Here is a 24,251-nt window from a genome sequence, read left to right as displayed (position 1 = left end):
TTATTGCTCATAACGAAAGCGGAATTTCTCTTGCTCACTGGCCGCTTTCGCCAGTATCCATTGCCGGAAGGCGGCTATTTTACCCAGTTCTGCCTGACTGTCATGACAAACCAGATAAAACGCATTTTTACTGACCAGAACATCATTAAATGGACAGACCAGGCGGCCTGCCTCAATTTCGGACTGCGCCATCACGTTGTTCGCCAACGCCACGCCCTGCCCGTGAATAGCAGCCTGTAACACCATCGCGCTGTGGCTGAAGATGGGCCCCTGCTGCACATTGATATGGTTCAGACCCAACTGACGGGTATAAGTTTGCCAGTCGCGGCGAGAAGCATCATGCAAAAGGGTATGTTTCGCCAGGTCGGCAGGTGTTTTCAGCGCCTTTTCACCCGTTAATAATAGCGGTGAGCAGACCGGCAGCAGATATTCTGCGTATAATTTTTCGACACGCAAGCCCGGCCAGTTACCGCGACCATAAAAAATCGCCACGTCGACATCATCCGCGAGCTTATCTTCCTGGCGGTCCACCGCCTGGATTCGAACGTCGATTCCCGGATAAGCTGAGTTAAAGCTTGTGAGCCTCGGCACCAGCCACTGGATGGCAAAACTGGGCAATAAACTGACCGTCAGGGCCCCTTTTGCACTGCGCGCTTGCAGTTTGCGGGTCGCCTCCGTCAGCTGTGAAAAAATCTCTTTGATATCCTGAAAATAGCTCTGTCCCTCTTCCGTTAATAAGAGAGAACGGTTGCGTCGACGGAACAGCTTAAGCCCCAGAAAGTCCTCAAGAGACTTGATTTGATGACTTACTGCGGCCTGCGTCACAAATAGCTCATCTGCCGCGCGAGTGAAACTCAAATGGCGGGCAGCAGCATCAAAAACACGTAATGCGTTCAGTGGTGGTAATCGCTTTGACATGGCTTTATGGCTTAGATGTTAAAGGCTTTTAACAAACAGGAAACAATAGTTAACCTATTAGTTTTTTTTATCTGAGCCATTATAATTTGTCCGTTGAGGAACTACCAGCAAATACCTATAGTGGCGGCACTTCCTGAGCCGGAACGAAGAGCTTTTTCGGAATGCGTGTTCTGAGGGGCTTTTGGCTTACGGTTGTGATGTTGTGTTGTTGTGTTTGCAATTGGTCTGCGATTCAGACCACGGTAGCAACGCTACCAATTTTTCACTTCCTGTACATTTACCCTGTCTGTCCATAGTGATTAATGTAGCACCGCCTAATTGCGGTGCTTTTTTTTATCTGCTATTCCCTTACTTGTTCAGCTCTACCATCTCTTTTACATCAGAGCGGTTGATCTGCTGCTTATTCCCGTTGGCATCCTTATAGGAAATCATACCGGTATCGTTATCGGTCTGCGGCTTCCCTTCAGACACGATGGAACGACCATCGTTGGTATGCATCACATAGTTGTTACCAGAACAGGCGCTCAGGGCAAAAGTAAACATACAGGCAGAGATGATCGCGGCAGTCTTTTTCATAATTCTTCTCCTTCAGCAATTAATGCTATTCATAGCTCGTTTTATGACAGGCTCAGACACTCACCTAACACTATTCAGCATAACGTGCTTCACGCAGGATGCCAGGATAAACAGACAATTCCGATAGAGATCAACCTCCTTGCTCTGCCGGGAATTTTGCGCGACGATCTAGCGATGACCATGAGGAGTCCCATGAACGCTTTCAGTCCTGCCCACTTTCGCGCCCAGTTTCCGGCGCTGGCTGATGCCGGCGTCTACCTTGATAGCGCCGCTACCGCCCTTAAGCCAACGGCGGTCATCGAAGCCACTAACCAGTTTTACAGCCTGAGCGCGGGCAATGTGCATCGTAGCCAGTTTGCCGAAGCCCAGCGCCTGACCGCGCGCTATGAAGCGGCTCGCGAACAGGTGGCGCGCCTGATCCATGCCGAAAGCGGCAAAAACATTGTCTGGACCCGCGGCACCACCGAAGCGATAAATATGGTGGCCCAGAGCTTTGCTCGCCCGCGTCTGCAGCCGGGTGACGAGATCATTGTCAGTGAAGCTGAGCATCACGCCAATCTTGTCCCGTGGTTGATAGTGGCAGAGCAGACCGGCGCAAAAGTCGTGAAACTGCCGCTGGGTGCCGACCTGCTGCCCGATGTTTCGTGTCTGGAGGCGTTGATTACCCCACAAAGCCGGATCCTCGCTCTCGGGCAGATGTCGAACGTCACGGGGGGCTGCCCCGATCTCGCCCAGGCGATAACCCTGGCTCACGCCCATAATATGGTGGTGATGGTGGACGGCGCTCAGGGAGTGGTGCACTTCCCGGCGGATGTACAGGCGCTGGATATTGATTTCTACGCTTTCTCAGGCCACAAGCTGTATGGTCCTACCGGCATCGGCGTCCTTTACGGAAAGGCTGAATTACTGGAGCAGATGTCGCCCTGGCTGGGCGGCGGAAAAATGATTACTGAAGTCAGTTTTGACGGATTCAAAACACAGCCGGTGCCTTATCGCCTGGAGGCCGGTACGCCGAACGTCGCGGGGGTAATAGGCCTGAGTGCTGCCCTGGAGTGGCTTGCAGACATTGACGTGGCGCAGGCCGAAAGCTGGAGCCGTGGGCTGGCGACGCTGGCTGAAGAGGCATTGAAAACGCGTCCGGGCTTCCGTTCGTTCCGTGTTCAGGACTCCAGCCTGCTGGCCTTTGATTTTGCAGGCGTACATCATAGCGATATGGTTACGCTGCTTGCCCAGTCAGGTATCGCCCTGCGTGCCGGGCAGCACTGCGCCCAGCCGCTGCTGGCAGCACTGGGCGTAAGCGGCACCCTGCGCGCGTCCTTCGCCCCTTACAATACCCAAAGCGATGTCGAGGCGCTGGTCGCCGCCGTGGATCGCGCACTTGCACTACTGGTGGATTAATGACAAGCCCTACCCTGGCCGGACACCCGTTCGGCACCGTCATCACAGAAGAGACGTTAAAAGAGACCTTCGCTCCGCTTAATCAGTGGGAAGATAAATATCGCCAGCTCATCCTGCTTGGCAAACAGCTGCCAGCGCTTTCCGATGAAATCAAAGCACAGGCCAGAGAGATCCCCGGTTGTGAAAACCGCGTCTGGCTGGGTGTCACCCGGGTAGGTGATAAGCTGCATTTTATGGGCGACAGTGAAGGGCGTATTGTGCGGGGACTGCTGGCCGTGCTGCTCACGGCTATCGAAGGCAAAAGCGCAGCGCAGCTGCTGGCCCGCGACCCGCTCACGCTGTTCGATGAGCTGGGGTTACGCGCTCAGCTCAGCGCATCCCGCAGCCAGGGGCTGAATGCGCTGAGTGAAGCGGTGCTGGAGGCAGCGCGTCAGGCCTGACGGTTCGCCTTCGCCATCATCTTCTTCAGGGCGTGAGAGACCGCAACAAAGCCAAAGGAGGCGGTCACCATGGTGGCCGCACCAAAGCCGGAGGCACAATCCATCCGTTTTGGCCCTTCCGCCGTGCTCTTCATTGCGCAGACGGTGCCATCGGCCTGCGGATAAACCAGCGCTTCCGTCGAGAAGACGCAGTCCACCCCCAGTTTACCTTTGCTGTTTTTGACCACGTTGAAATCGCTTTTCAGCCGCTCGCGTAATTTTGCCGCCAGCGGATCCTGAATGGTTTTTGCCAGATCGCTCACCTGAATCTGGGTCGGATCAATTTGCCCGCCAGCTCCCCCCGTGGTAACCAGGGGCACCTTATACCGACGGCAGTAAGCAATCAGCGCCGCTTTCGGGCGCACGCTATCAATAGCATCGATCACATAGCTATAACCGGCACTCATATACTGCGCCACGTTATCCGCTGTCACGAAATCATCGATCACCGTTACCTGGCACTCAGGGTTGATCTGGCGAATACGATCCGCCATGACTTCAGATTTGGCCAGGCCCACGCTGTCGCGCAGGGCATGGATCTGCCGGTTGGTATTGGTGACGCAGACATCATCCATATCAATAAGCGTAATGGCACCGATACCGGTTCGCGCCAGCGCTTCTGCCGCCCAGGAGCCGACGCCGCCAATCCCGACTACGCAAACATGCGCCCCGGCAAAGAGTTGCAGGGCATTTTCACCGTAAAGACGCGCTGTGCCGCCAAAACGCTGGCGCCAGGCGTCGCTGATTACCACAGACATATGACCTCAGATGTAAAAAGGGGTGAGAGTTATCCCTCACCCCGGCCCCCGTCAGAGAGCAGAAAGCATGACGTTAATGTACCACATTTAGCCGCTAAAGACGCTGCCACCCGCGCCCGGCGCCGTTTTCAGCACCCAGACGCGGCCATAGTGGTTATACCAGCCCGCGCGGTGACCCGCATCCGGGCCAATCCCCTGATAGATATCGAAGTGCTGACCCTTAATGGCGCCACCTACGTCGAGAGCGACCATCAGGCGCAGTTCATACTGACCGGAGAACTTACCGTTATTATCCAGCGTCGGTACCTCTGCTAACAGCGTGGTGCCTGGCGGGATCACCGTACGGTCAGAGGCGACGGACGCGCGGCCAATCAGCGGCACCGCGCTTGCCCCTTTCACTGGCGCAAAGTTTTGCGGTTTGAAGAAGACGAAGGAAGGGTTCTGCTCCAGCAGTTCACGGACTTCGCTTTCGCTGTGCTTCTCGCCCCACTCACGGATAGCCTGCATCGACATATCTTCGCGTTTGACTTCACCGCGGTCGATCAGGACTTTGCCGATGCTGCGATAGGCATGGCCGTTTTTACCTGAATAGCTAAAGAAGTTAAGCGGGCTGCCATCACCGAAATCGATATAGCCACTGCCCTGCACATCCATAATGAAGTTATCCATCAGCGAGTTGCTGTAGGCGAGGATATAGTTGTCACTCAGCGCCCCCGCATAGATCTCGGCGCGGGACGGCAGGCGGCCACGCTTCGGTGGCATACGGTAGATAGGATACTGGAACTCACCCTGGCGGGTATGACGCGCTTGCACTACCGGCGTGTAGTAGCCGGTAAACTGGACGTTGCCATAGTTATCGGCCCCTTCCATCTGCCAGGCATCAATACCGTACTGACGCAGCATGCGGGTATCTCCCCCGGCGCGTAACCACTCCTGAATCGCGTTATAGACGGCATTCTGAGAGCCATACAGGCGTGGAGAGGCGGTACGGATCTGGCTTACCTGCTCAGCAAAGTCACCACCGTTAATTGGCGCCCCGACGGCATCGGGCTGGTTCACTAAGGAGAAAGGCTGGGTAAATTTCCCGTCTTTATATTGCTGACCGCGATCGGTCGGTTTGGAGGAGCAGGCCGCAAGAATCGCTACCATTGCGCCCGTCATCAGATACTTCGCCCAACGTCCTTTCATTATATCTCGTCTTTTAGTTGCCCGTTTCTGCGAAATGAAGATAACAAACCGCTACAGTGATTGAAATGCGATTACATGCCCAAGGGCAAATTTTGCGCAAAAAATCGCCTTATTGTATCTAATTCGTTCAATTTACATACTATTAGGGTATTTTTACTTAAAAAGGGTTGCAACAATGAGTCAGCAGAGTATAGTGCGCATCCACGGACGCGGGGTGGAGCAGCCTGGTAGCTCGTCGGGCTCATAACCCGAAGGTCGTCGGTTCAAATCCGGCCCCCGCAACCAATTAAAATTTGATGAAGTACAAGTAGTACGGTGACGCGGGGTGGAGCAGCCTGGTAGCTCGTCGGGCTCATAACCCGAAGGTCGTCGGTTCAAATCCGGCCCCCGCAACCAATCAAAATTTAATAAAAATAGAAGCAGTACGGTGACGCGGGGTGGAGCAGCCTGGTAGCTCGTCGGGCTCATAACCCGAAGGTCGTCGGTTCAAATCCGGCCCCCGCAACCAATACTTCGAAAACATTAAACACCCATCTGGGTGTTTTTTTGTATCTGCGATTTGTGAATCGGCCGGGCGTGAACCCGGCGTGCCTCCACTACCCTCTTCTGGCCAGCGTCGCGCCATCAGAAAAGTAAGCTTTAATCCCGGCCAGAATCGACTCGGCCACTTCCTGCTGGAATTTAGCGGTTTTGAGCTTACGCTCCTCTTGAACGTTACTAATAAAAGCCGTCTCGACCAGAATCGACGGAATATCCGGTGCTTTCAGCACGGCAAAGCCGGCCTGTTCAACGCTGTTTTTATGCAGTTTGTTGATGCCGCCAAGTTTACCCAGCACCGCTTTACCAAATTTAAGGCTGTCGGTGATAGTGAGCGATTGCACCATATCAAACATCGTGTGGTCGACGTAGCGGTCGCCGCTTTTGCTCACGCCGCCAATCAAATCCGAGGCGTTCTGCGTATCGGCGAGATAGCGTGCTGCGGTACTGGTGGCCCCTTTCGTTGAGAGCGCAAAGACGGAAGACCCGCTCGGCTGACGGCTGGTAAAGGCATCCGCATGAATCGAAACAAAGAGATCCGCACGCTGCTTCTGCGCTTTGGCTACGCGCACCTTCAGCGGGATAAAGACATCTTCGTTACGCGTCATATAGGCGCGCATATTGCCTTCCCGATCGATCAATGCCTTCAGGCGACGGGCGATCTGCAGTACCACATCTTTTTCGCGCGTATGGTATTTGCCCACCGCGCCGGAGTCTTCTCCACCATGCCCCGGATCGAGCATGATCACTATCGGGCGATCGCGCCCGGCTTTTCCTGGCTGCGGGCCACTCTGGGCCGGAGGAACCTGCCGGTCAAGATCGCCTTTGTTGTAATCTTCCAGCAGGGCCAGCAGCGGATCCTGAATGTCTGTGGCATTGGCCGGATAAAGATCCATCACCATACGCTCTTTGAAACCCGCGACCGGCGCCAGCGCAAACAGCTGCGGCTTCACGTTTTGTTTCAGTTCAAACACCATGCGCACGGTATGCGGATCAAACTGCCCTACCCGCGCAGACTTGATGTAAGGATCATCGCCGCGGATCTGCGCGCTCATCCCCTTCAGGACGGAGTTAAGATTGACACCTTCAAGATCCACTACAACGCGCTCAGGGTTGCTCAGGGCAAACTGCTTATATTTCATCACCCGGTTCGATTCTACCGTGACGCGGGTATAGGTTGAGGATGGCCAGACGCGTACAGCCACGACCTGCGTGACAGCAGCAAGCCCAACCTGACTCACACTGAGTAACCACATGGCCCCGGCCCCTTGTAACAGACGGCGGCGGCTTAAAGCTGACTTGGATCCCGACATGCTTCTCCCGAGCAAAGAAATCGTATTTATACACAAAACGTCCAAATTGACCGAAAACTTTAACGAATGACGCATAAACTGTCATCTATTAAAGGGTAAACAATCCTTAGTTAATGCCTTGCTTATATAGCTATTTCTTCGTATCAGCCAAAATTTAGGCTTGCGCTCGCGGCCACGATCGAATAAAAATACATTAATTACGAATAAAAATTCATTGAGGGTTGTGCCGTGGTGAAGGAGCGTAGAATCGAACTGGTCCAGGGATTCCGCCATTCTGTTCCCTATATCAACACCCATCGTGGGAAAACCTTTGTCGTGCTGCTCGGCGGCGAAGCCATTGAACACGAAAACTTTTCCAGTATCGTCAACGACATCGGCCTGCTGCACAGTCTGGGTATTCGCCTGGTTGTGGTTTATGGTGCCCGGCCACAGATCGACGCCAATCTGGCCTCTCATCACCACGAACCTATCTACCATAAACATACCCGCGTTACCGATGCCAAAACGCTGGAACTGGTTAAGCAGGCGGCGGGCCTGCTGCAGCTGGATATCACCGCACGTCTCTCAATGAGCCTGAACAATACCCCTCTGCAGGGGGCGCATATCAACGTGGTGAGCGGCAATTTTATTATCGCCCAGCCGCTCGGCGTGGATGACGGGGTGGATTACTGCCATAGCGGCCGTATACGGCGTATCGACGAAGAGGCGATCCATCGTCAGCTGGACGGCGGCGCCATCGTACTGACGGGGCCGGTCGCCGTCTCCGTCACCGGCGAAAGCTTCAACCTCACCTCGGAAGAGATTGCCACGCAACTGGCTATCAAGCTGAAAGCCGAGAAGATGATTGGTTTCTGTTCATCGCAGGGCGTGACCAACGAGCTGGGGGATATTGTCTCTGAGCTGTTCCCTAACGAAGCGCAGGCCCGCGTAGAGTCTCTTGAAGCCCAGGGGGATTACCACTCTGGCACCGTGCGCTTCTTGCGTGGGGCGGTAAAAGCCTGCCGCAGCGGGGTGCGTCGCAGTCATTTGATTAGCTATCAGGAAGATGGCGCGCTGTTGCAGGAGCTCTTCTCGCGCGACGGCATTGGTACGCAGATCGTCATGGAGAGCGCCGAGCAGATACGTCGCGCCACCATCAACGACATCGGCGGAATTCTGGAGCTGATCCGCCCGCTGGAGCAGCAGGGGATTCTGGTGCGTCGTTCCCGCGAACAGCTGGAGATGGAGATCGACAAGTTCACCATTATTCAGCGCGACAACCTGACTATCGCCTGTGCGGCTCTCTATCCCTTCCCGGAAGAGAAGATCGGTGAGATGGCCTGTGTGGCCGTGCACCCGGATTACCGCAGTTCGTCACGCGGTGAAGTGTTGCTGGAGCGTGTTGCCGCCCAGGCGCGGCAAATTGGGCTGAATAAACTCTTCGTCCTCACTACCCGCAGCATTCACTGGTTCCAGGAGCGTGGCTTCACGCCGGTGGATATTGACTCTCTGCCTGAGAGCAAAAAAGAGATGTATAACTATCAGCGCCGTTCCAAAGTGCTGATGGCCGATCTCACCTGAACCCTCCCCTGCGGGAGGGGCAGTTACAGCGCTTCGAAAAGGGTGTTCAGGCCGCTACGCCGCTCGGTTCGCGTGGTGACAGCCTGCGTCAGGACACTCTCATCCGCATACAAGGATAAGCGGCGACGCGCACGGGTAATGGCGGTATAGACCAGCTCACGGGTGACGACGGGCGACATCTGTACCGGCAGGATCAGCGCCGCATGATCGAACTCCGACCCCTGGGATTTATGCACCGTCATGGCCCATGCGGTTTCATTTTCCGGTAAACGGCTTGGCTGAACCGATTTCACGCGGCCATCCGGCATCTGGAACCAGACACGTAACCCCTGCCCGCGATCCAGGGCAATACCGATATCCCCGTTAAATAACCCGAGCGCGCTGTCGTTGCGCGAGATCATAACCGGGCGGCCCTCATACCAACGGGAGAGGGGCTGACGGGTAATCTTGCGTTTTTGCGCCAGTACCTGCTCCAGCTTCTCGTTCAACCCTGCCACACCGAAGGGCCCTTCTCGCAGCGCACACAGCAGCTGGAACTCGCCAAAGGCGGCGATGACTGCCTCCGGGGAGGCTTGCTGCTGAACGGCCTGCAGGAAGCGCTGATACCCTTCCAGAGCATCGTCGAGCATGCTCAGATACTCTTCACCGCTTTGTAGCGCCTTTTTCTCAATATCGCTGAAACGACCATCAAAGACGGTACTTAAGGCCTGGCGATCGCCGCGATTGACCGCCGCCGCCAGCTGACCAATGCCGGAGTCGCTACCAAATCGATAGCTCTTTTGCAGCAGGCACAGGCTGTCGCGCAGCGCCCCTGCCACCTGGCTGGCATTACCTTCGAGCGCGTAGCCCGTCAGGCCAGCAAGCTCCTGCGCGCGCTGGGCAGTGAATCCCGCGCTGGCCCAGGTGCAGATATCACCCAGCACCGCGCCGGCCTCTACCGAAGCCAGCTGATCGCGATCCCCTAAGAAGATCACGCGCGCATGCGCAGGCAGCGCATCGATCAGGCGCGACATCATCGTCAGGTCAATCATGGACGCTTCGTCTACCACCAGCACATCCAGATGCAGTGGATTACCTACGTGGTAACGCAGATTCTGGCTACCCGGCTGCGCCCCCAGCAGGCGATGCAGCGTGCTGGCCTCGCTCGGGAAGAGCTTGCGCTGCGCCTCTGTCAGAGGCAGTTTTTGCACTGCGCCACCCAATGACTCCGTCAGGCGTGCCGCCGCTTTGCCCGTCGGTGCGGCCAGGCGGATACGGCATTTTGTCTTGCCGGCCATCTGAATCAGCGCGGCCAGCAGGCGCGCCACGGTGGTGGTTTTACCGGTACCCGGCCCGCCGGAAATGACCGAGATTCGGCGTGTCAATGCGACTGCCGCGGCCACTTTTTGCCAATTCACGTCGCCCTCGACGCTAAACAGGTCGTTGAGCGTCTTCTGCATCTCTGCTTCATTGTGCGTTAAAGGCTGGTTCGCTTCCGTGAAGAAACGCGCCACGGCCTGCTCGTAACGCCACATCCGGTTCAGATAGAGCCGATCGTCAACCAGGATCAGCGGAGTAGGTTTCGCGCCATCGCTCACCGCCGGAGAGTCCATTAACGCTCCCCGCCAGTCGGGATCATCCCCCAACAGATTAAAGCAGGCCAGCAGCGGGGCTGGCGTTTTCGCGTCGGGCTTCAGGCGCGATAATGGCAGGCAGACATGCCCTTCCCCGGCATCATAACTGAGTAAAGCGGCAGCCAGCATCAACGTCGGGTGGTCGTTATCTGCCACCATCATGGCAAATTGCACATCCAGACGACGCAACAGACGCTGCTCAACCGCCTCAAGTAAGCACTCCTGCATCGTCATTGCGCTACCTCCTCTGTGGTGCCAGCAAACAGGCTATCCATCTGGTTAATCAGGGCTTCGTCAGGACGCGTGCAGAAAATCCCCGATCCCGGCGCGCTGCCGTCGACGCCACGTAAAAACAGATAAATCACGCCGCCAAAATGGCGCTCATAAGTGTAATCCGCAATGCGATGGCGCAAATAGCGGTGTAACGCCAGGGTATAGAGCTGGTACTGCAGATCATAGCGATGCATCTGCATCGCCCGCGCCATCGCCTCCTGGGTGTAAGCATCACGGTTCTCGCCCAGCCAGTTAGATTTGTAATCCAGCAGGTAATAACGGCCGTTATGGCGAAATACCAGGTCGATAAAGCCTTTCAGCATGCCGCGCACCTGACGAAAGTCGAGAGGTGGGCAGCCCTGCGACAGGGGATCATATCGACGAATTAGCGCGTCCAGCGCCGTAGCGGTAAGCGGGCCAGCAATAGGCAGATAAAACTCCATCTCAACCTGTTTCTCTTTCGCCGTTAACTGACTCAGAGAGATGCCTTCATCGTTCAGCGGCGCCTGTAAAATACGGGTAATCCAGGCTGTCAGCACTGGTTGCCAGCGTACGTCGTACCCCCCTTTTTGCAGCACATCCGCTACCCAGGTTTCTGATACCGGCTGGGTAAAGTCGAGTGTTTCAAACAGGCTATGCAGAAAGGTCCCAGGGGACGCACCACGTGGAAACTGGTGCGGCGTCAGCTCCGGCTCCTGCGCGACTTCTCCAACGCCTGCGGCATCGACATCCAGCCGCGGCATCAGATCCTGTGCCAGCGCCTGGCCGTGCTGCTGCAAACCGGAGTAGCTGGTGACCCGCCAGTCATCCGCCAGCGCGCGGGCGATTTGTCGCGCCTGCAGCTCAGGAGATAACGATTCAGGCATTTGCCAGCGGTCGCTGTCTGCCACGCCGGCCGTGTGCAGCGAGATATGTTCATTGCAGAGCGCCTCCAGACACTGGCGCAGCCCGACGGCGTCTTTCGCTTCGCCTTTCTGCACCAGTCGTCCCAGCGCGCTGAGGTGGAAATCGCTCTCGCCGGATTTATCGCCACGACGGCGTGATAGAGGAGCCACCCCCAGGCTGCAGTGCCATACGGAACGGGTGAGCGCCACGTACAGCAAACGTAGATCTTCTGCCAGTCGCTCCGCCTCGGCAAGCTCAATACTGGCATCGGCCTTGCTGAGATCCAGCACCGCTTCGAAGGTTTTGCGATCGTGGTAGAAGGCCTGATCCTGCACCCGATAGTTAGCAATAAAGGGCAGCCAGACCAGCGGGTACTCCAGGCCTTTGGATTTGTGGATAGTCACGATCTGGACGAGGTGTTTGTCGCTTTCCAGGCGCATCTGCTGGCTGGAAGCATTGCTGTTTGGCTCGGCAATATGCTGCGCCAGCCAGCGTACCAGCGCGTGCTCGCTTTCCAGCTGCGAACCCGCCTCCTGTAACAGCTCGCTAATATGCAGGATATCCGTTAAACGCCGCTCGCCGCCGGGAGTCGCCAACATATTCTCGGCAATCTGTCGCTGCGTCATGACATCGCGCAGCATTGCCATCACGCCCCGCTTTTGCCAGCGGTCGCGATAGCGGGTGAACTCTTCTACCGCTGCATCCCAGTGGGTTTCATTATTATTCAGCGTATCGATATCCTGCGCGTTCAGCCCCAGCATGGAGCTGGCGAGCGCACTGCGCAGCACGTTTTCGCGCTCCGGCGCCAGCACCGCCTGCAGCAGCCAGAGCATCTCCTGCGCCTCCAGCGTTTCGAACACGCTGTCGCGGTTGGAGAGATAGACCGAAGGGATACTGAGCAAGGTTAGCGCGTCGCGCACCTGCGCAGCCTCCTGGCGACTGCGCACCAGCACCGTGATATCCGATGCCTGCACCGGTCGGGAATCTTTGCCTGTATGCAGCACGGCTTCATTGCGCAGCCCAGCGCTTAGCCAGTCGCGGATTTGTGCCGCGCAGTGCTGGGCCATAAAGGCCTGGTAGTCTCCTACGCCGCAGCCCTCGCCTTCCATCAGCCAGAAACGCATCGCCGGCTGCGCGTCACCCTGGTATTCGAAACGTAATCCGGCATTTCTTTCAGCCCATTTGACCGGTTGGAAGGGAATGTCTCGGAACATGAAGGCATCGTCCATCTGCGAGAAGAGCCTGTTTACGCTCTCGACCATGCCAGGCGCGGAACGCCAGTTAGTATCCAGCGTATAGTGCGCCGCCACCTCGCCACGTGCTTTCATGTAGGTGAAGATGTCGGCGCCGCGAAAAGCGTAGATCGCCTGCTTAGGGTCACCGATCAGCAGCAGCGCCGTTTCCGCTTGCTGGCGCCAGATGCGGCGAAAGATACGGTACTGTTGCGGGTCGGTATCCTGGAATTCATCGATCATCGCCACCGGGAATCGTTTACGAATCGCGGCCGCCAGCGCTTCGCCGTTTTCACTGTTAAGCGCAGCATCAAGTCGACTCAACATGTCGTCAAAGCCGAGCTCGCCCCGACGGCGTTTTTCGCGCGCTACGGCTTCGCGGATCTCCACCAGCGCACGGGTAATCATTAAATCGTTCAGGGTAAGCGACTCAGCCAGTATCGCATCAATGGCGGCGAACAGCGGATGTTCCGGTACCTGGCCGCCCGCTTTGGTGCGTTCGGTCAGGAATGTCTGAGAGAATTTTTCCAGCGCGTCAGGCAACTGATAGCTACAGGTCTCTTCTTCTGCCCAGGCGTTAATTCTCTCAATGTATTTCGCCTGATTACCCCGGTTAAGCTTGCGCCTGTCGATGCCCGAATTTTCGATGATGGCATCAATCTCACCGACCCCACTGCGCCACTGCTCTTTCATCGCGTCGATTGTCGCGATGATCTTTTCATGGCGAGAGGCCAGGGTTTCATCCGCAGGCGGCGGGGATTTAATCACCGGGGCTTCCCCCTGCAGATAACGATCGATGGAACGCAGGAGCGCTTCCGGCCCTTTCCACAGGTCGTGAACAGCCTGGGCGATATCGCGTGGCAAGGGGTAACAATGGCGACGCCAGAAATCAGCGCAGGCCTGGTAGCGCAGCTCAGATTCATCTTCGATCAGCTGTTGTTCAAAGAGCATGCCCGATTCAAAGGCATTGAGGCTGAGCATCCGCTGACAAAAACCGTGGATAGTAAAGACCGCCGCTTCGTCCATCTGCCGCTCTGCCAGCAGCAACCATTGCGCCGCCTGTTCGGTATCGCCAATCTCTTCGAGCAGGCTGGCATAGAGCGGGTTATCGGTGGCGTTTCGCAGGCAGGCGATGCGTAGTTCGTGGATGTTGGCGCGGATACGGCCACGCAACTCTTCCGTTGCGGCCTCGGTGAAAGTCACCACCAACAACTCTTCCACGCTCAGGGGGCGGCTAAAAGCAGAACTGCCGCCCAGGCCAAGCAGTAGTCGCAGGTACAGGGCGGCAATGGTGAAGGTCTTTCCGGTTCCCGCTGAGGCTTCAATCAACCTTTCGCCCTGGAGTGCTAAACGAAGGGGATTAAGAGACTCAGCGGTATCGGTCATTCTTTCTTGCTCCATGGCAGTGATTGCTGCAGCTCACTTACGCTTTTCCAGACTTTCCAGCCGTCCGGGTGGAGGTATTCGACCTTCCCGTTCTGGCTACCTGACACCTGGGAGAGGATGGCCATCCCTTTAGGATCAGCCACCGCCTGGTGGAAGAAGTCGGCCACTTTTTGCGGCGTGAGCTGCTTAATTTCGGCCACTACTTTATCACGCGAATCGAAGCGCATATTACCCCGATCGAAATCTTTGCTGATTTTTGAGGCCTCTTCGCCCAGGGTTTGTGGCGCCTGGTTGATCTGCGCAATCACTGCTTGCTGGATTTGGGCAAACTCTTCCGGCTTCATGGCGCGAAGCTTCGCCTCTGCCTGCGGGAAGAATGCCTGATAGCGTTGCCACAGATAGGCAGGCTGCTTATCGCTACTTTGCAGCAGGAAGCCGAGCCCCCACTGGCGCCCGACGTTCATCGAGAAGGCAAAGACCGCATAACCCAGCTGTTCTTCAGTACGCAGCTGGTTATAGAACCATGGCTGAACGATCTGTCCCAGCACCGCGCTGTTTGCCGAACTGGCAAACTCGTCGTATCCGGTAGGGACAAAAACGGCCGCCAGCGCAGAGTCAGAGGTGTTGCTCTCTTTATCGAAAATCACGTTCTGCTGTTTTTCGACCAGCACATCCTGATTACGACACCATTCATTACCATGAGCATCCAGCTGGTCACGGACATTTTTCGCCAGCGTTTTCGTCTGCTCTTCCGTCATATTTCCGACCACCAGGAACTCCGGACGGGCATTGGCTTTCAGCGCATCGCGATAGGCCATTACCTCTTTCAGGCTGATAGAGGGCAGCAATGCACGGCGCTCTTCACGCTGGAAGTACGGAATCTGAGACAACATTTGCACCGGCATGATCGCCTGATCAAAGGCTTTGCCTTTTTCCGCCGAATCCATCATCTGGGCATACCATGACTTCGCCTGCTCCAGCTGATCCTCGGTTGGCGTATAGCTGAAATATCCCGCCAGTAGGGCCTGGAAAAGCTGCGGCAGCCGTTGGGTATAGCCGTTGGCATTGAGCATCAGGCCATTGTTGGCATTGGTCGAGAAGCTGATCCCGCCGACGGCGGCCTGGTTGCTGAGCTCGTCCAGCGCGATCCCGGCCAGATAATCATTCAGGGCAAACATCACCTGGTTGCGGGCACTGTTCATGGCCGCAGGATTACGCAGTATCACGCTAACGTCGGCCTTCGGCTCGTTAGCAAAGTACTGGCTTGGGGTATAGACCACCCGCAGGGTTGGCTCATCGACAATCAGTTTGGGTTGAGGATAAGCCCCCTGAGGCTTGATCAGGGTGAAGTCATCAGGAATGTAAGGGTTCAGCTCCGGCAACTTGAGCGCGATGGCCGCCGATTTTTGCTGCCAGTCGGTAAAGGTTTTATCGCTAATTTTATCGACCTGATAAGGCGCATTGACGAAATAGGCTGTCTTGTTGTGCGGTTCATCCGGGCTGATATACCAGATGCGGGCATTCTGCGGCGTCATCATCTCCAGACGGGCTTTCACCGCGGCAGCATCGTATTGATCGGCGATATTGACCGCGTCAAGCGTGTGCTCAACCGGCACGCGGATCATGGTATCGGCCAGCCACTCGACGTAATCCATATCGCGGGTGATAGAGGGGTAACGGAAGTCGAGATCCAGCACGTGAGCCAGTTCGTCAAAGTAGCGCTTATCGACCCCTTTCTCGCGCAGCAGATTGAGGTAGCTGAAAATCGCCGCCACTACCTCGTCGCGATGGGCAAGGCCTTTATCGGTTAAGGTTGCGGAGATGGCGAGCACGCCACTGTTGCCGTTTACTACCGGATCGGAATCAGCGCGGATACCTTCTGCCAGCCCCTGCTTTTGCAGCCAGTCCGACAGCGTGTCGGCGCTGCGGTTGCCGATGAGGTAGTTCACCAGTTCGTCGGTTTTACTGCGGAACTGGGCGGTGTTGTCATCAATACGAAACTCGACGCGCAAGACTTTACGCGGTATCGCCGGTACGTAATGAATGATCACCCCTTTTTGTGCATCGGTCACGACCGGGACGTCAATTTGCGGTTTAGTAATGTTTTTATTCGGCACGCGGCCGTAAGTCTCAGCAGCGATTTTTGCCAGTGCTGGCAAGGGCTTATTACTGTACACCACCGCTTTCATCAGGTTGGCGGAGTAGTATTTATCGCGAAACGCATGCAGGGCATCCAGCACCGGGCTGCCGGGTTTGTCGCTCAGGGTTTCGAGGTTCCCACCAGAAAAACGGGAAGCCGGGTGCGCCGGGTTGATGGTCTCGGCGCTTACCTGGGCCATACGCATCCCGTCACGGGTACGGGCCAGCGTCAGCTCTGCGTTTACGGCGTTGCGTTCGCGATCGGCATACTTTTTATCCAGTAACGGCGAGGCAATCGCATCCGCAAGACGATCTACCGCCCCTTCCAGGGCGTCATTTTCCACTTCAAGGTAGAAGGCGGTGCGATACGGCGCGGTACTGGCGTTGTGGCTGCCACCGTGCATTTTTAAAAATTCGGCGAGACTGTCGGGCTGCGGGTACTTTTTCGAGCCCATCAGGATCATATGTTCAAGATAGTGTGCAAGCCCGGGATGCGCATCGGGATCTTCCAGCGAGCCAACCGGCACCACCAGCGCCGACAGCGACTTTACCGCCTGAGGATCGGAAACCAAAAGCACAACCATCCCGTTATCAAGCCGAATAGCCTGATACTGACGGGTGTCTTTGTCGCTTTTGCGGATCGTTTCCTGAAGGGGTTGCCAACCGGTGTTCGCCTGACTGAAGGGTGCCCAGAGGGCGACAAACAAAACAAACGCTTTCAACATGGTGCTGCCTGGCATTCACTACCTCATCATCACGGACGACATCATTAACGTGTTTCGTGCCGAACGCGCCGGCATCTCTTTATCGTGGTACATCAGTCCGTGACGCGATGGGCATCATAATTCAATGCTTATGACCGCGCAATTTTTATACAGCCGCCAGGACTAATTAAATTTGAACAAAGGTAACAGATAGCGCTGCGCCTCTTCCGTGATAGCGTCAAAGTATTCCGGTTCAAGGGTGCGCCATAAACGCTGATACCAGACATCATCCCCTTCGCCGCGCACCATCATATTGCCCTCGTAGGCCTGCAGGAACTTGCTACGCGCTTTTTGCAATGTGGCCTCATCGGTTAACATGACATTGTTTGTCGCGTCGTAACAGGTTTTTACCCATGCCCCCCCACTTTCTGGCAGCAGAAGTAGCGGTTGGTTCATTCCTTGCAGATAACCGGCAACAAGCTGTTCCAGATAGTGCATAGCCTGTTCCGCCTGAAGCGGCGGGAATCGCCACTCGCCATCCTTGCGCACAAAGAGCCGGCTTTCGCCTTCACCGCCACTGGCACAGTAGACAAGATGTTCCAGCCAAAGTTGCAACCCTTGTGAAACGCTCAACATCGCCGGGCGCCAGCGCAGCAGGCCATCCGGCTGTACATGCTGTAGCCAGCCGGTGAGCGGAATACCGCTGCATTCGAGATCAATCTCCATACTGATACCCGGCTGGCGACATTCAATCACGCGGGAAGCCAGCGTCTGCATCTCCTGACACTGAGTCTCCCAGACGATTTCGCCAAAGGCGCCATAGGGTAGCTGCCCCGCAGCGCGAAAACGACGAAACAGCATGTCGGCATCTTGCTCATCGACCAGCGCATTCAACAGTTGCTGATTAAGCTGATAACGGCTTAGTCCCTCCAGGGTAAAGGGCTCCGCATCGGGGATTTCGCTCTCTTCAGAGCGGAAGTTGACCTGCAGGCGCATCTGGAAAAAAGCGCGCACAGGGTGCGCCCAGAAACGCTGTAACTGCTCGAAGGTAATGGCGGTGATGGGCAGCGCTGGCAGCGGCTGTATAAAGTCGGTATGGGCTTTGCCTTCTCTCTTCGCCGCCGGTAACCATTCGCGGGCATAGCTCTGCTGCTCGCTTTCCACGTAGTTGGCTGGATCAAATGGCATGCGGCTGTGATAGCAGGTGATATGCGCTTTCACCCGCTTCTCGCTCTCATCACAGTTACGTTCTTCATCGCCCGGCAGGTAATGGCTCTGCCCGATATAGTCCACCAACTCCTGCACCAGCACGGAGGGGAAACGTTCGCTGTTATCCTGAATGGAGCGACCGATATAGCTGATGTAAAGTTTTTGCTGAGCTGAGATCAAGGCTTCAAGGAACAGATAGCGGTCATCATCACGACGACTACGGTCGCCACGCTGGGGATTCTGGCTCATTAAATCGAAGCCGAGCGGGGCCAGCGCGCGTGGATAGACACCGTCGTTCATCCCTAACAGGCAGACCACCTTGAACGGAATGGAGCGCATTGGCATCAGAGTACAGATGTTAACCGGCCCGGCGAGGAAGCGCTGGCTGATACGCTCCTGATCCAGACGCTGGGTCAATTCGTCGCGCAGCAGGGAGAGGGGAATCGCTTCGCCATAGTGAGAATTTACCCCCTCTTCGATGATCGCCTGCCACTGCTGCTCAATCAGCGCCATTGCCGCTTCAGTCTCCTGGTCGGGCAGGAAAAAGTCGTTCAACATTTCCCGGGCGACTGGCAGCCACGCTTCCAGCTCCCGGCTCTCCATCAGCCTGCTACGCCAGCGGTTTAGCTGCATCAGCAACGAGGCAAGATGCCCAACCAGTTCGGCAATTAAGCCGCTTGATTCGTCATAAGGCAGAACGTCGTTCCACTCCCCCTGACTGCTCTCCATGGCATAGCCGAGCAGCATACGGGTCAGCCCGAATTGCCAGGTGTGCTGGCCCGTCACAGGCAGTTCAAACGCCTGCACGTTGTCGTCATCCATCCCCCAGCGCACGCCCGATTCGTTTACCCACTGGCGCAGGTAACGTAGCCCCTCTTCATCAATGTCGAAACGGGCAGCCAGCACCGGCACGTCCAGCAGCGCCAGTACGGTTTCAGGCACAAAGCGGCTGTCTGGTAGCGTAAGCAGACTGATAAAGGCCTGCAGGGCCGGATGAGACTGGCGCGCGCGACGGTCAGATACGGCATAGGGAAGATAGCGATCGCCCGTCGCGCTGCCAAACACCGCCTGAATAAAAGGACTGTAGCTATCGATATCGGCTACCATGACCACGATATCGCGTGGAGTGAGCGACGGATCGTCCTCGAGCATCGCCAGCAGTCTGTCATGCAGCACTTCTACTTCTCGCTGCGGACTATGGCAGATATTGATGGTTACGCTGCGATCCTCGGGATCAAGCAGGCGTTTTCTATCGCTGCGGGCAAACTCATCGGCAGTGATTCCCGCGACGGCACTGTTTTCCAGATCCAGAATATCCAGTTGGACGTTATGCAGCAGGCTGTCGGGCGTGATATCTACAAAGGCATCCACATCCCCTTCACCCGTTTCCGTGATCTCCGAAAGCATGTAGATATAGTCGCGTCCCAGCTTGCCCCAGGAGGCCAACAAAGGATTCGCCAGCTCATGGATCCCTTCATCGTTAAAGCGTTGCGCCGCCGTCTCGCTGTCTTTGAACAGCGGGACACTGCGCTCATCGAAAAGACGTCGCCGCTGACGGGTCAGCCTGCGTGCCAGCCAGCGGGCATCCTGAATATCACCCCAGTAGTGACGACAGGGATTGGTAAAGAGAATGTGGATATCAATGTGTTTACCCAGCGCATTAAGCGCCTTCAGGTAGACCGGAGGCAAAGCAGAAATACCGCAAATAAAGACCCTTGAAGGCAGGCCTTCTGGTGCAGAGTCTGCAGACTCCAGCATGGCGATGAAACGCTCATATAAATTGGCACGGTGCCAGCGGGGCTCCCCCAGCGCGTGCGTATGTTCCACCAGTGCCTTCCAGAGCGGGGCCTGCCAGATTTGCGCCTGATCCAGACCATCAATCAGTTCGCCCGCTTCCCAGCGGGTGAGCCATTCCGGGCGATAGACCAGATACTGGTCATAGAGATCCGCCGTCCGCGAGGCCAGCTGGAAGAGTTTTCGCTTATCCGTATCATCGTTGAGATAGTGCCGCAGCATGGCAAACTCATCGCGGGGTAACATATCGGGCAGAAGCGACATTAGCTTCCAGCTCATGCTCTGCTTATTGAACGCGCTCTGTTCTGGAATTTCTGGCAACACGCGGACGAACATATCCCAGATAAAGCTGGCGGGCAGCGGGAAATCAATATTGGCGGCGATACCAAATTTTTGCGACAGGGACATCTGCAGCCATTGGGCCATACCGGTGCTTTGAACCAGGATCATCTCGGGTTCAAAGGGATCGTCGAGCCGTTGCTGTTCGACGATGAACTCCATCAGTGCTTCCAGCACATCCAGGCGGTTTGAGTGGTAGACCCTTAACATAACTGCTCTCAACTATTTGCTGATTGGACAGTGCAGGCGTGTCATCTGCCCCTGTCGACCTTGTGGAGAAATAAGTGTGACCGAGATGCTGACACATCCGGCGTGCGTTGTCTGCCCCCGGTTTATTTGCCAGCCTTCCGGGAGAGCGCTGGCGTGGAGCTGAGACTGGTTCCAGCCATGGCGCCAGAGCTGGCGATAGTGATCGAGCATGACGAACCGGCTGGCCAGGGCACGATGATAGCCCGCCAGCATCGTGACGACCATGATCATCAGCGCCATTGCCAGTAACACCTCGACAATACTGAATCCACGCTGTCTGCTGATTATTTTGCCTGACACAGTGCGGCCTCCTTTATGGGGCAAAAGTCGCTCCAGCCGTGGCGGGAAAATACGACCTCACCGGAGGTAATGCTCCCTAACCGCCACAGCGTGCTGCCTTCGCTGCCGGCAATCAATAGACGCTCGTCATCCCCAACAGGACGCAGACACGCCCACCACGTCTGGCTGGGATGCTTTTGGCATTGCTGCGCAGCGACAGGCTGCCAGCCAAGGGTGCGCGCCCACTCCATCGCTGACTGCGCCCCGGCCTGCTGCTGTATAGCATGACGTTCAGCATTGACGATGAACAACAGCGTATTCAGTTGCTGGTTGTGCCCGGCCAGCAATAGCGAGCCCAGCATGAGAATCATCAATACCATTGCCAGCGAAGAGATCCCTTTTTGCCGCTTCACAGGTTATACCCCGTCACACTGTGATAGGCCTGGAAAACCCGCCCCTGCCGACCTGCAAACGCGGCAGAAAGTGCCAGGGTAAGCTCCGGGGCAAACCCCGCTCGCTGCATCTTTTCTACTTTAAAATGAACAACCGTGACCCTGTCCGGATCCGTTATCCGCTCCCAGCCTTTACCCCGACAGGATGTGGCCCCGCGCAGCGTCTCCAGTGCCCCGGCATTCAGACGAAATCCCGTTTGCTCCGCCGCCGTTTGTGGGGTGGTTTCCCAGCGGCCATTACTGTTTTCATCCCATTGCACAATGACGCACTCACCCTGCGCGCTAAGCTCTAACGCAGCCCCCTGACAGGTGCCGGCGCAGAAACCCGCGCGCTGCAGATGTTTCCCTATACCCGCTAATCGCAGCCCGATCTCCTCTTCAATTTCCTGCTGCGCGGTTTCCGTTTGCAGCGCCCGCTGCAGCCCCGGCAGGAAACGGACGGCACTGAGCAGCAGCAAGCTGCTGATGGCCATCGCGATCAATACTTCCGTCAGTGAAAAGCCTGTCTGTTTTAGCGGCATGCAAATTCTCCCTTTGCGCTGCACATCCTGATGCGACCCCAGGATGAGACAATCACCAGCCACTCCCCCGCCGGGCTTTGAAGGTAAATGCGCCCGGCCCAGGCCGTATCCCGAAGCCCATAAAAGCCTAGCCCGGGCGTGATCGCTTTGACGCTGATGGCTGGCCAGAGGGGGATTAGCACCCAGGGATCATGCTGCTGGCACGCGACTGCCTGTTCCCTTCGCAGGCACCACTGTTGACCGCGCTGCCCGAGTACCACCCTATGGTCGCGGTTATTACGCCAGGCGTCGTTGCGCAGCATAACCAGATAGTCACGTACCTGACGTGCGGTCTGCCAGAGTTGTTGCTGTTGCTGCCAGCTTCGCCAGCCATACAGCCCCGCCGCGCTTAGCGTCACGACAAGCGAAATAGCCACCAGCGTTTCGATGAGCGTAAAGCCCTTTGCGATTTTCATGTGCGGAGTGTGGCGCAGCGGCGAAGCGCTGGCGACAGGCAAGTCGGCGGTTTACGAGGCGGTTTCCACGCTTTTTTTGACATTGCAGCCCATTGCAAACAGGGCGGAAGCAGGGCCGCAAAGAGAGATTACAGGCAAAAAAAACCGGCGCCCTGGGGCACCGGTTGTGTCAGCATGACCGGGTCAGATCGCGACCGGGGCCTTGATGCCAGGGTGCGGGTCGTAGCCCTCGATTTCGAAGTCATCAAAACGATAATCGAAGATAGAGTCGGGCTTACGCTTGATCACCAGTTTCGGCAGGGCACGCGGCTCACGGGTGAGCTGCAGATGGGTCTGCTCCATATGGTTGCTGTACAGGTGGGTATCTCCGCCCGTCCAGACGAAGTCACCCACTTCCAGATCGCACTGCTGCGCCATCATATGTACCAGCAGCGCATAGCTGGCGATGTTAAACGGCAGGCCGAGAAACACATCGCAAGAGCGCTGGTAGAGCTGGCAAGAGAGCTTACCGTCTGCCACATAGAACTGGAAGAAGGCGTGGCATGGCGCCAGCGCCATCTTATCCAGCTCGCCGACGTTCCAGGCAGAAACGATGATCCGGCGCGAATCCGGGTCATTCTTCAGCTGGTTCATCACGGTGGTGATCTGGTCAATGTGACGGCCATCTGGCGTAGGCCAGGCGCGCCATTGCTTGCCGTATACCGGCCCCAGATCGCCGTTCTCGTCGGCCCATTCGTCCCAGATGGAGACATTGTTTTCATGCAGATACGCAACGTTGGTATCACCCTGCAGGAACCACAGCAGCTCATGGATAATCGAGCGCAAATGGCAACGCTTGGTGGTGACCAGCGGGAAGCCCTCTTGCAGATTGAAGCGCATCTGGTGGCCAAAAATGGAGAGCGTACCGGTGCCGGTGCGGTCGTTTTTCGGCGTGCCCTCATCGAGCACTTTTTGCATCAGGTCAAGATACTGTTTCATGAGACCTCAGGAAAGCTGTTGCTGTGGGCGACGACGATAAGCCCAAATCATCATGATAATACCCGCGACAATCATCGGGATGGAGAGGATCTGCCCCATGCTGATGTACTGCACCCACTCGCCGGTGAACTGCGCATCCGGTTGGCGGAAGAATTCCACGATAATACGGAACGCCCCGTAACCTATCAGGAACAGACCCGATACGGCCCCCATTGGACGCGGTTTGCGGATAAAAATGTTCAGAATGATAAACAGCACTATGCCTTCCAGCGCCATTTCATACAGCTGAGACATGTGTCGCGGCAGAACGCCGTAGGTATCGAAAATCGATTGCCATTCTGGATGCGAGGGCAGCAGCGCCATATCTTCCGCGCGGGAAGCCGGGAAGAGCATGGTGAAGGAGACGTTAGGATCAACACGTCCCCACAGCTCGCCGTTGATAAAGTTACCGAGACGACCTGCACCCAGGCCAAACGGGATCAGCGGCGCGATAAAATCTGACACCTGGAAGAAGTTACGTTTGGTGCGATAAGCGAAGATCACCATCACCAGAATGACGCCAATCAGGCCGCCGTGGAACGACATGCCGCCATCCCAGACGCGGAACAGATAGAGCGGATCGCTGAGGAACACCGGGAAGTTGTAAAACAGCACATAGCCGATACGTCCGCCGAGGAATACCCCGAGGAAGCCGGCATAGAGCAGATTTTCAACTTCGTTTTTGGTCCAGCCACTGCCGGGACGGGAGGCGCGACGGCCTGCCAGCCACATGGCAAAGATGAAACCAACCAGATACATCAGGCCGTACCAGTGAAGCGCAACGGGTCCAATTGAGAAAATGACCGGATCAAATTCCGGAAAATGCAGATAGCCACTATTCATCTGTCACCACAGGATCTTGTTATTCCGCCGAAAAGAGGTGGACAGCGGTAAAAATGCCGCCCGTGTTTATCGGGGGCTCCAGGGTTGCGAATCATAGCACAAGGGAGACGGCGACGCGGTGGTGAAGTTGTAAA

At 56.3% G+C, this 24,251-nt stretch carries 18 protein-coding genes and 3 tRNA genes; 6 read left to right on the top strand and 15 right to left on the bottom strand.

Annotation, left to right across the window (positions count from 1 at the left end; all coding sequences use genetic code 11):
* Both gcvA and B2Q93_RS06550 read right to left on the bottom strand, forming a co-directional pair.
* On the bottom strand, positions 1–918 hold the full coding sequence (gcvA, locus tag B2Q93_RS06555) for a glycine cleavage system transcriptional regulator GcvA (protein ID WP_040074222.1): 918 nt from the start codon (positions 916–918) through the stop codon (positions 1–3).
* Positions 919–1,266: 348 nt separating this feature from the next.
* On the bottom strand, positions 1,267–1,494 hold the full coding sequence (locus tag B2Q93_RS06550; protein WP_040074221.1) for a YgdI/YgdR family lipoprotein: 228 nt from the start codon (positions 1,492–1,494) through the stop codon (positions 1,267–1,269).
* A gap of 192 nt (positions 1,495–1,686) precedes the next feature.
* Between B2Q93_RS06550 and csdA the strand changes: the two genes are divergently transcribed.
* Positions 1,687–2,892: a cysteine desulfurase CsdA gene (csdA, locus tag B2Q93_RS06545; RefSeq protein ID WP_286932266.1), complete on the top strand. Its 1,206-nt coding sequence runs from the start codon at positions 1,687–1,689 to the stop codon at positions 2,890–2,892.
* Entirely contained in the window at positions 2,892–3,332 is a 441-nt protein-coding gene (gene csdE / locus B2Q93_RS06540; RefSeq protein ID WP_286932265.1) for a cysteine desulfurase sulfur acceptor subunit CsdE, read from the top strand. Before csdA ends, csdE begins: the two co-directional genes overlap by 1 nt.
* Here the strand turns inward: csdE and tcdA are convergent.
* Together tcdA and mltA are read right to left on the bottom strand one after the other, a co-directional pair.
* Positions 3,323–4,129, bottom strand: coding sequence for a tRNA cyclic N6-threonylcarbamoyladenosine(37) synthase TcdA (gene tcdA, locus B2Q93_RS06535; RefSeq protein WP_286808116.1), 807 nt, complete (start codon positions 4,127–4,129; stop codon positions 3,323–3,325). The two genes, csdE and tcdA, sit on opposite strands and share 10 nt — an antisense overlap.
* Before the next feature lie 87 nt (positions 4,130–4,216).
* Entirely contained in the window at positions 4,217–5,317 is a 1,101-nt protein-coding gene (gene mltA / locus B2Q93_RS06530) for a murein transglycosylase A (protein ID WP_040074215.1), read from the bottom strand.
* 208 nt (positions 5,318–5,525) lie between these two features.
* Between mltA and B2Q93_RS06525 the strand changes: the two genes are divergently transcribed.
* The 3 genes from B2Q93_RS06525 to B2Q93_RS06515 all read left to right on the top strand — a co-directional run bounded on the left by B2Q93_RS06525 (position 5,526) and on the right by B2Q93_RS06515 (position 5,825).
* A tRNA-Met gene (locus tag B2Q93_RS06525) sits at positions 5,526–5,602 on the top strand.
* A 34-nt stretch (positions 5,603–5,636) separates the two neighbouring features.
* A tRNA-Met gene (locus B2Q93_RS06520) sits at positions 5,637–5,713 on the top strand.
* Between the two features lie 35 nt (positions 5,714–5,748).
* A tRNA-Met gene (locus tag B2Q93_RS06515) sits at positions 5,749–5,825 on the top strand.
* Positions 5,826–5,913: 88 nt separating this feature from the next.
* Here B2Q93_RS06515 and amiC read toward each other — a convergent pair.
* Positions 5,914–7,167, bottom strand: coding sequence for an N-acetylmuramoyl-L-alanine amidase AmiC (gene amiC, locus B2Q93_RS06510; RefSeq protein ID WP_040074214.1), 1,254 nt, complete (start codon positions 7,165–7,167; stop codon positions 5,914–5,916).
* A gap of 228 nt (positions 7,168–7,395) precedes the next feature.
* Here amiC and argA point away from each other — a divergent pair, with 228 nt between their 5' ends.
* Entirely contained in the window at positions 7,396–8,727 is a 1,332-nt protein-coding gene (gene argA / locus B2Q93_RS06505; RefSeq protein ID WP_040074213.1) for an amino-acid N-acetyltransferase, read from the top strand.
* A 23-nt stretch (positions 8,728–8,750) separates the two neighbouring features.
* Here argA and recD read toward each other — a convergent pair whose 3' ends face one another.
* The 10 genes from recD to lgt all read right to left on the bottom strand — a co-directional run bounded on the left by recD (position 8,751) and on the right by lgt (position 24,117).
* Positions 8,751–10,574, bottom strand: coding sequence for an exodeoxyribonuclease V subunit alpha (recD, locus tag B2Q93_RS06500; RefSeq protein WP_212476425.1), 1,824 nt, complete (start codon positions 10,572–10,574; stop codon positions 8,751–8,753).
* The gene (gene recB, locus B2Q93_RS06495; protein ID WP_286932264.1) at positions 10,571–14,116 is read right to left on the bottom strand and encodes an exodeoxyribonuclease V subunit beta; all 3,546 of its coding nucleotides are present in this window, start codon (positions 14,114–14,116) and stop codon (positions 10,571–10,573) included. Before recB ends, recD begins: the two co-directional genes overlap by 4 nt.
* Positions 14,113–16,995, bottom strand: coding sequence for a pitrilysin (ptrA, locus tag B2Q93_RS06490; protein ID WP_286932263.1), 2,883 nt, complete (start codon positions 16,993–16,995; stop codon positions 14,113–14,115). Before ptrA ends, recB begins: the two co-directional genes overlap by 4 nt.
* 147 nt (positions 16,996–17,142) lie before the next feature.
* Positions 17,143–20,511: an exodeoxyribonuclease V subunit gamma gene (gene recC, locus B2Q93_RS06485; RefSeq protein WP_286932262.1), complete on the bottom strand. Its 3,369-nt coding sequence runs from the start codon at positions 20,509–20,511 to the stop codon at positions 17,143–17,145.
* Positions 20,512–20,523: 12 nt separating this feature from the next.
* Entirely contained in the window at positions 20,524–20,850 is a 327-nt protein-coding gene (locus tag B2Q93_RS06480; protein ID WP_263616360.1) for a prepilin-type N-terminal cleavage/methylation domain-containing protein, read from the bottom strand.
* Entirely contained in the window at positions 20,835–21,242 is a 408-nt protein-coding gene (locus tag B2Q93_RS06475; RefSeq protein WP_286808107.1) for a DUF2509 family protein, read from the bottom strand. The genes B2Q93_RS06480 and B2Q93_RS06475 overlap by 16 nt, the downstream gene beginning before the upstream one ends.
* Positions 21,239–21,802 (bottom strand): prepilin peptidase-dependent protein, encoded by a 564-nt coding sequence (locus B2Q93_RS06470; protein WP_286808105.1) that lies wholly within the window; start codon positions 21,800–21,802, stop codon positions 21,239–21,241. The genes B2Q93_RS06475 and B2Q93_RS06470 overlap by 4 nt, the downstream gene beginning before the upstream one ends.
* Entirely contained in the window at positions 21,793–22,257 is a 465-nt protein-coding gene (locus tag B2Q93_RS06465) for a prepilin peptidase-dependent protein (protein WP_046887161.1), read from the bottom strand. Before B2Q93_RS06465 ends, B2Q93_RS06470 begins: the two co-directional genes overlap by 10 nt.
* 183 nt (positions 22,258–22,440) lie before the next feature.
* Entirely contained in the window at positions 22,441–23,235 is a 795-nt protein-coding gene (gene thyA, locus B2Q93_RS06460) for a thymidylate synthase (RefSeq protein WP_040074203.1), read from the bottom strand.
* Positions 23,236–23,241: 6 nt separating this feature from the next.
* A complete protein-coding gene (lgt, locus tag B2Q93_RS06455) occupies positions 23,242–24,117 on the bottom strand; it encodes a prolipoprotein diacylglyceryl transferase (RefSeq protein WP_040074202.1) in 876 nt (291 codons plus the stop codon).
* Between the last annotated feature and the right edge of the window lie 134 nt (positions 24,118–24,251).

The organism is Leclercia sp. UBA5958, from assembly GCF_002430365.1.
Classification (GTDB): domain Bacteria; phylum Pseudomonadota; class Gammaproteobacteria; order Enterobacterales; family Enterobacteriaceae; genus Enterobacter; species Enterobacter pneumoniae.
The sequence above is the reverse complement of the archived record's forward strand: the minus strand, read 5'-3'. Positions and strand labels throughout refer to the sequence as shown.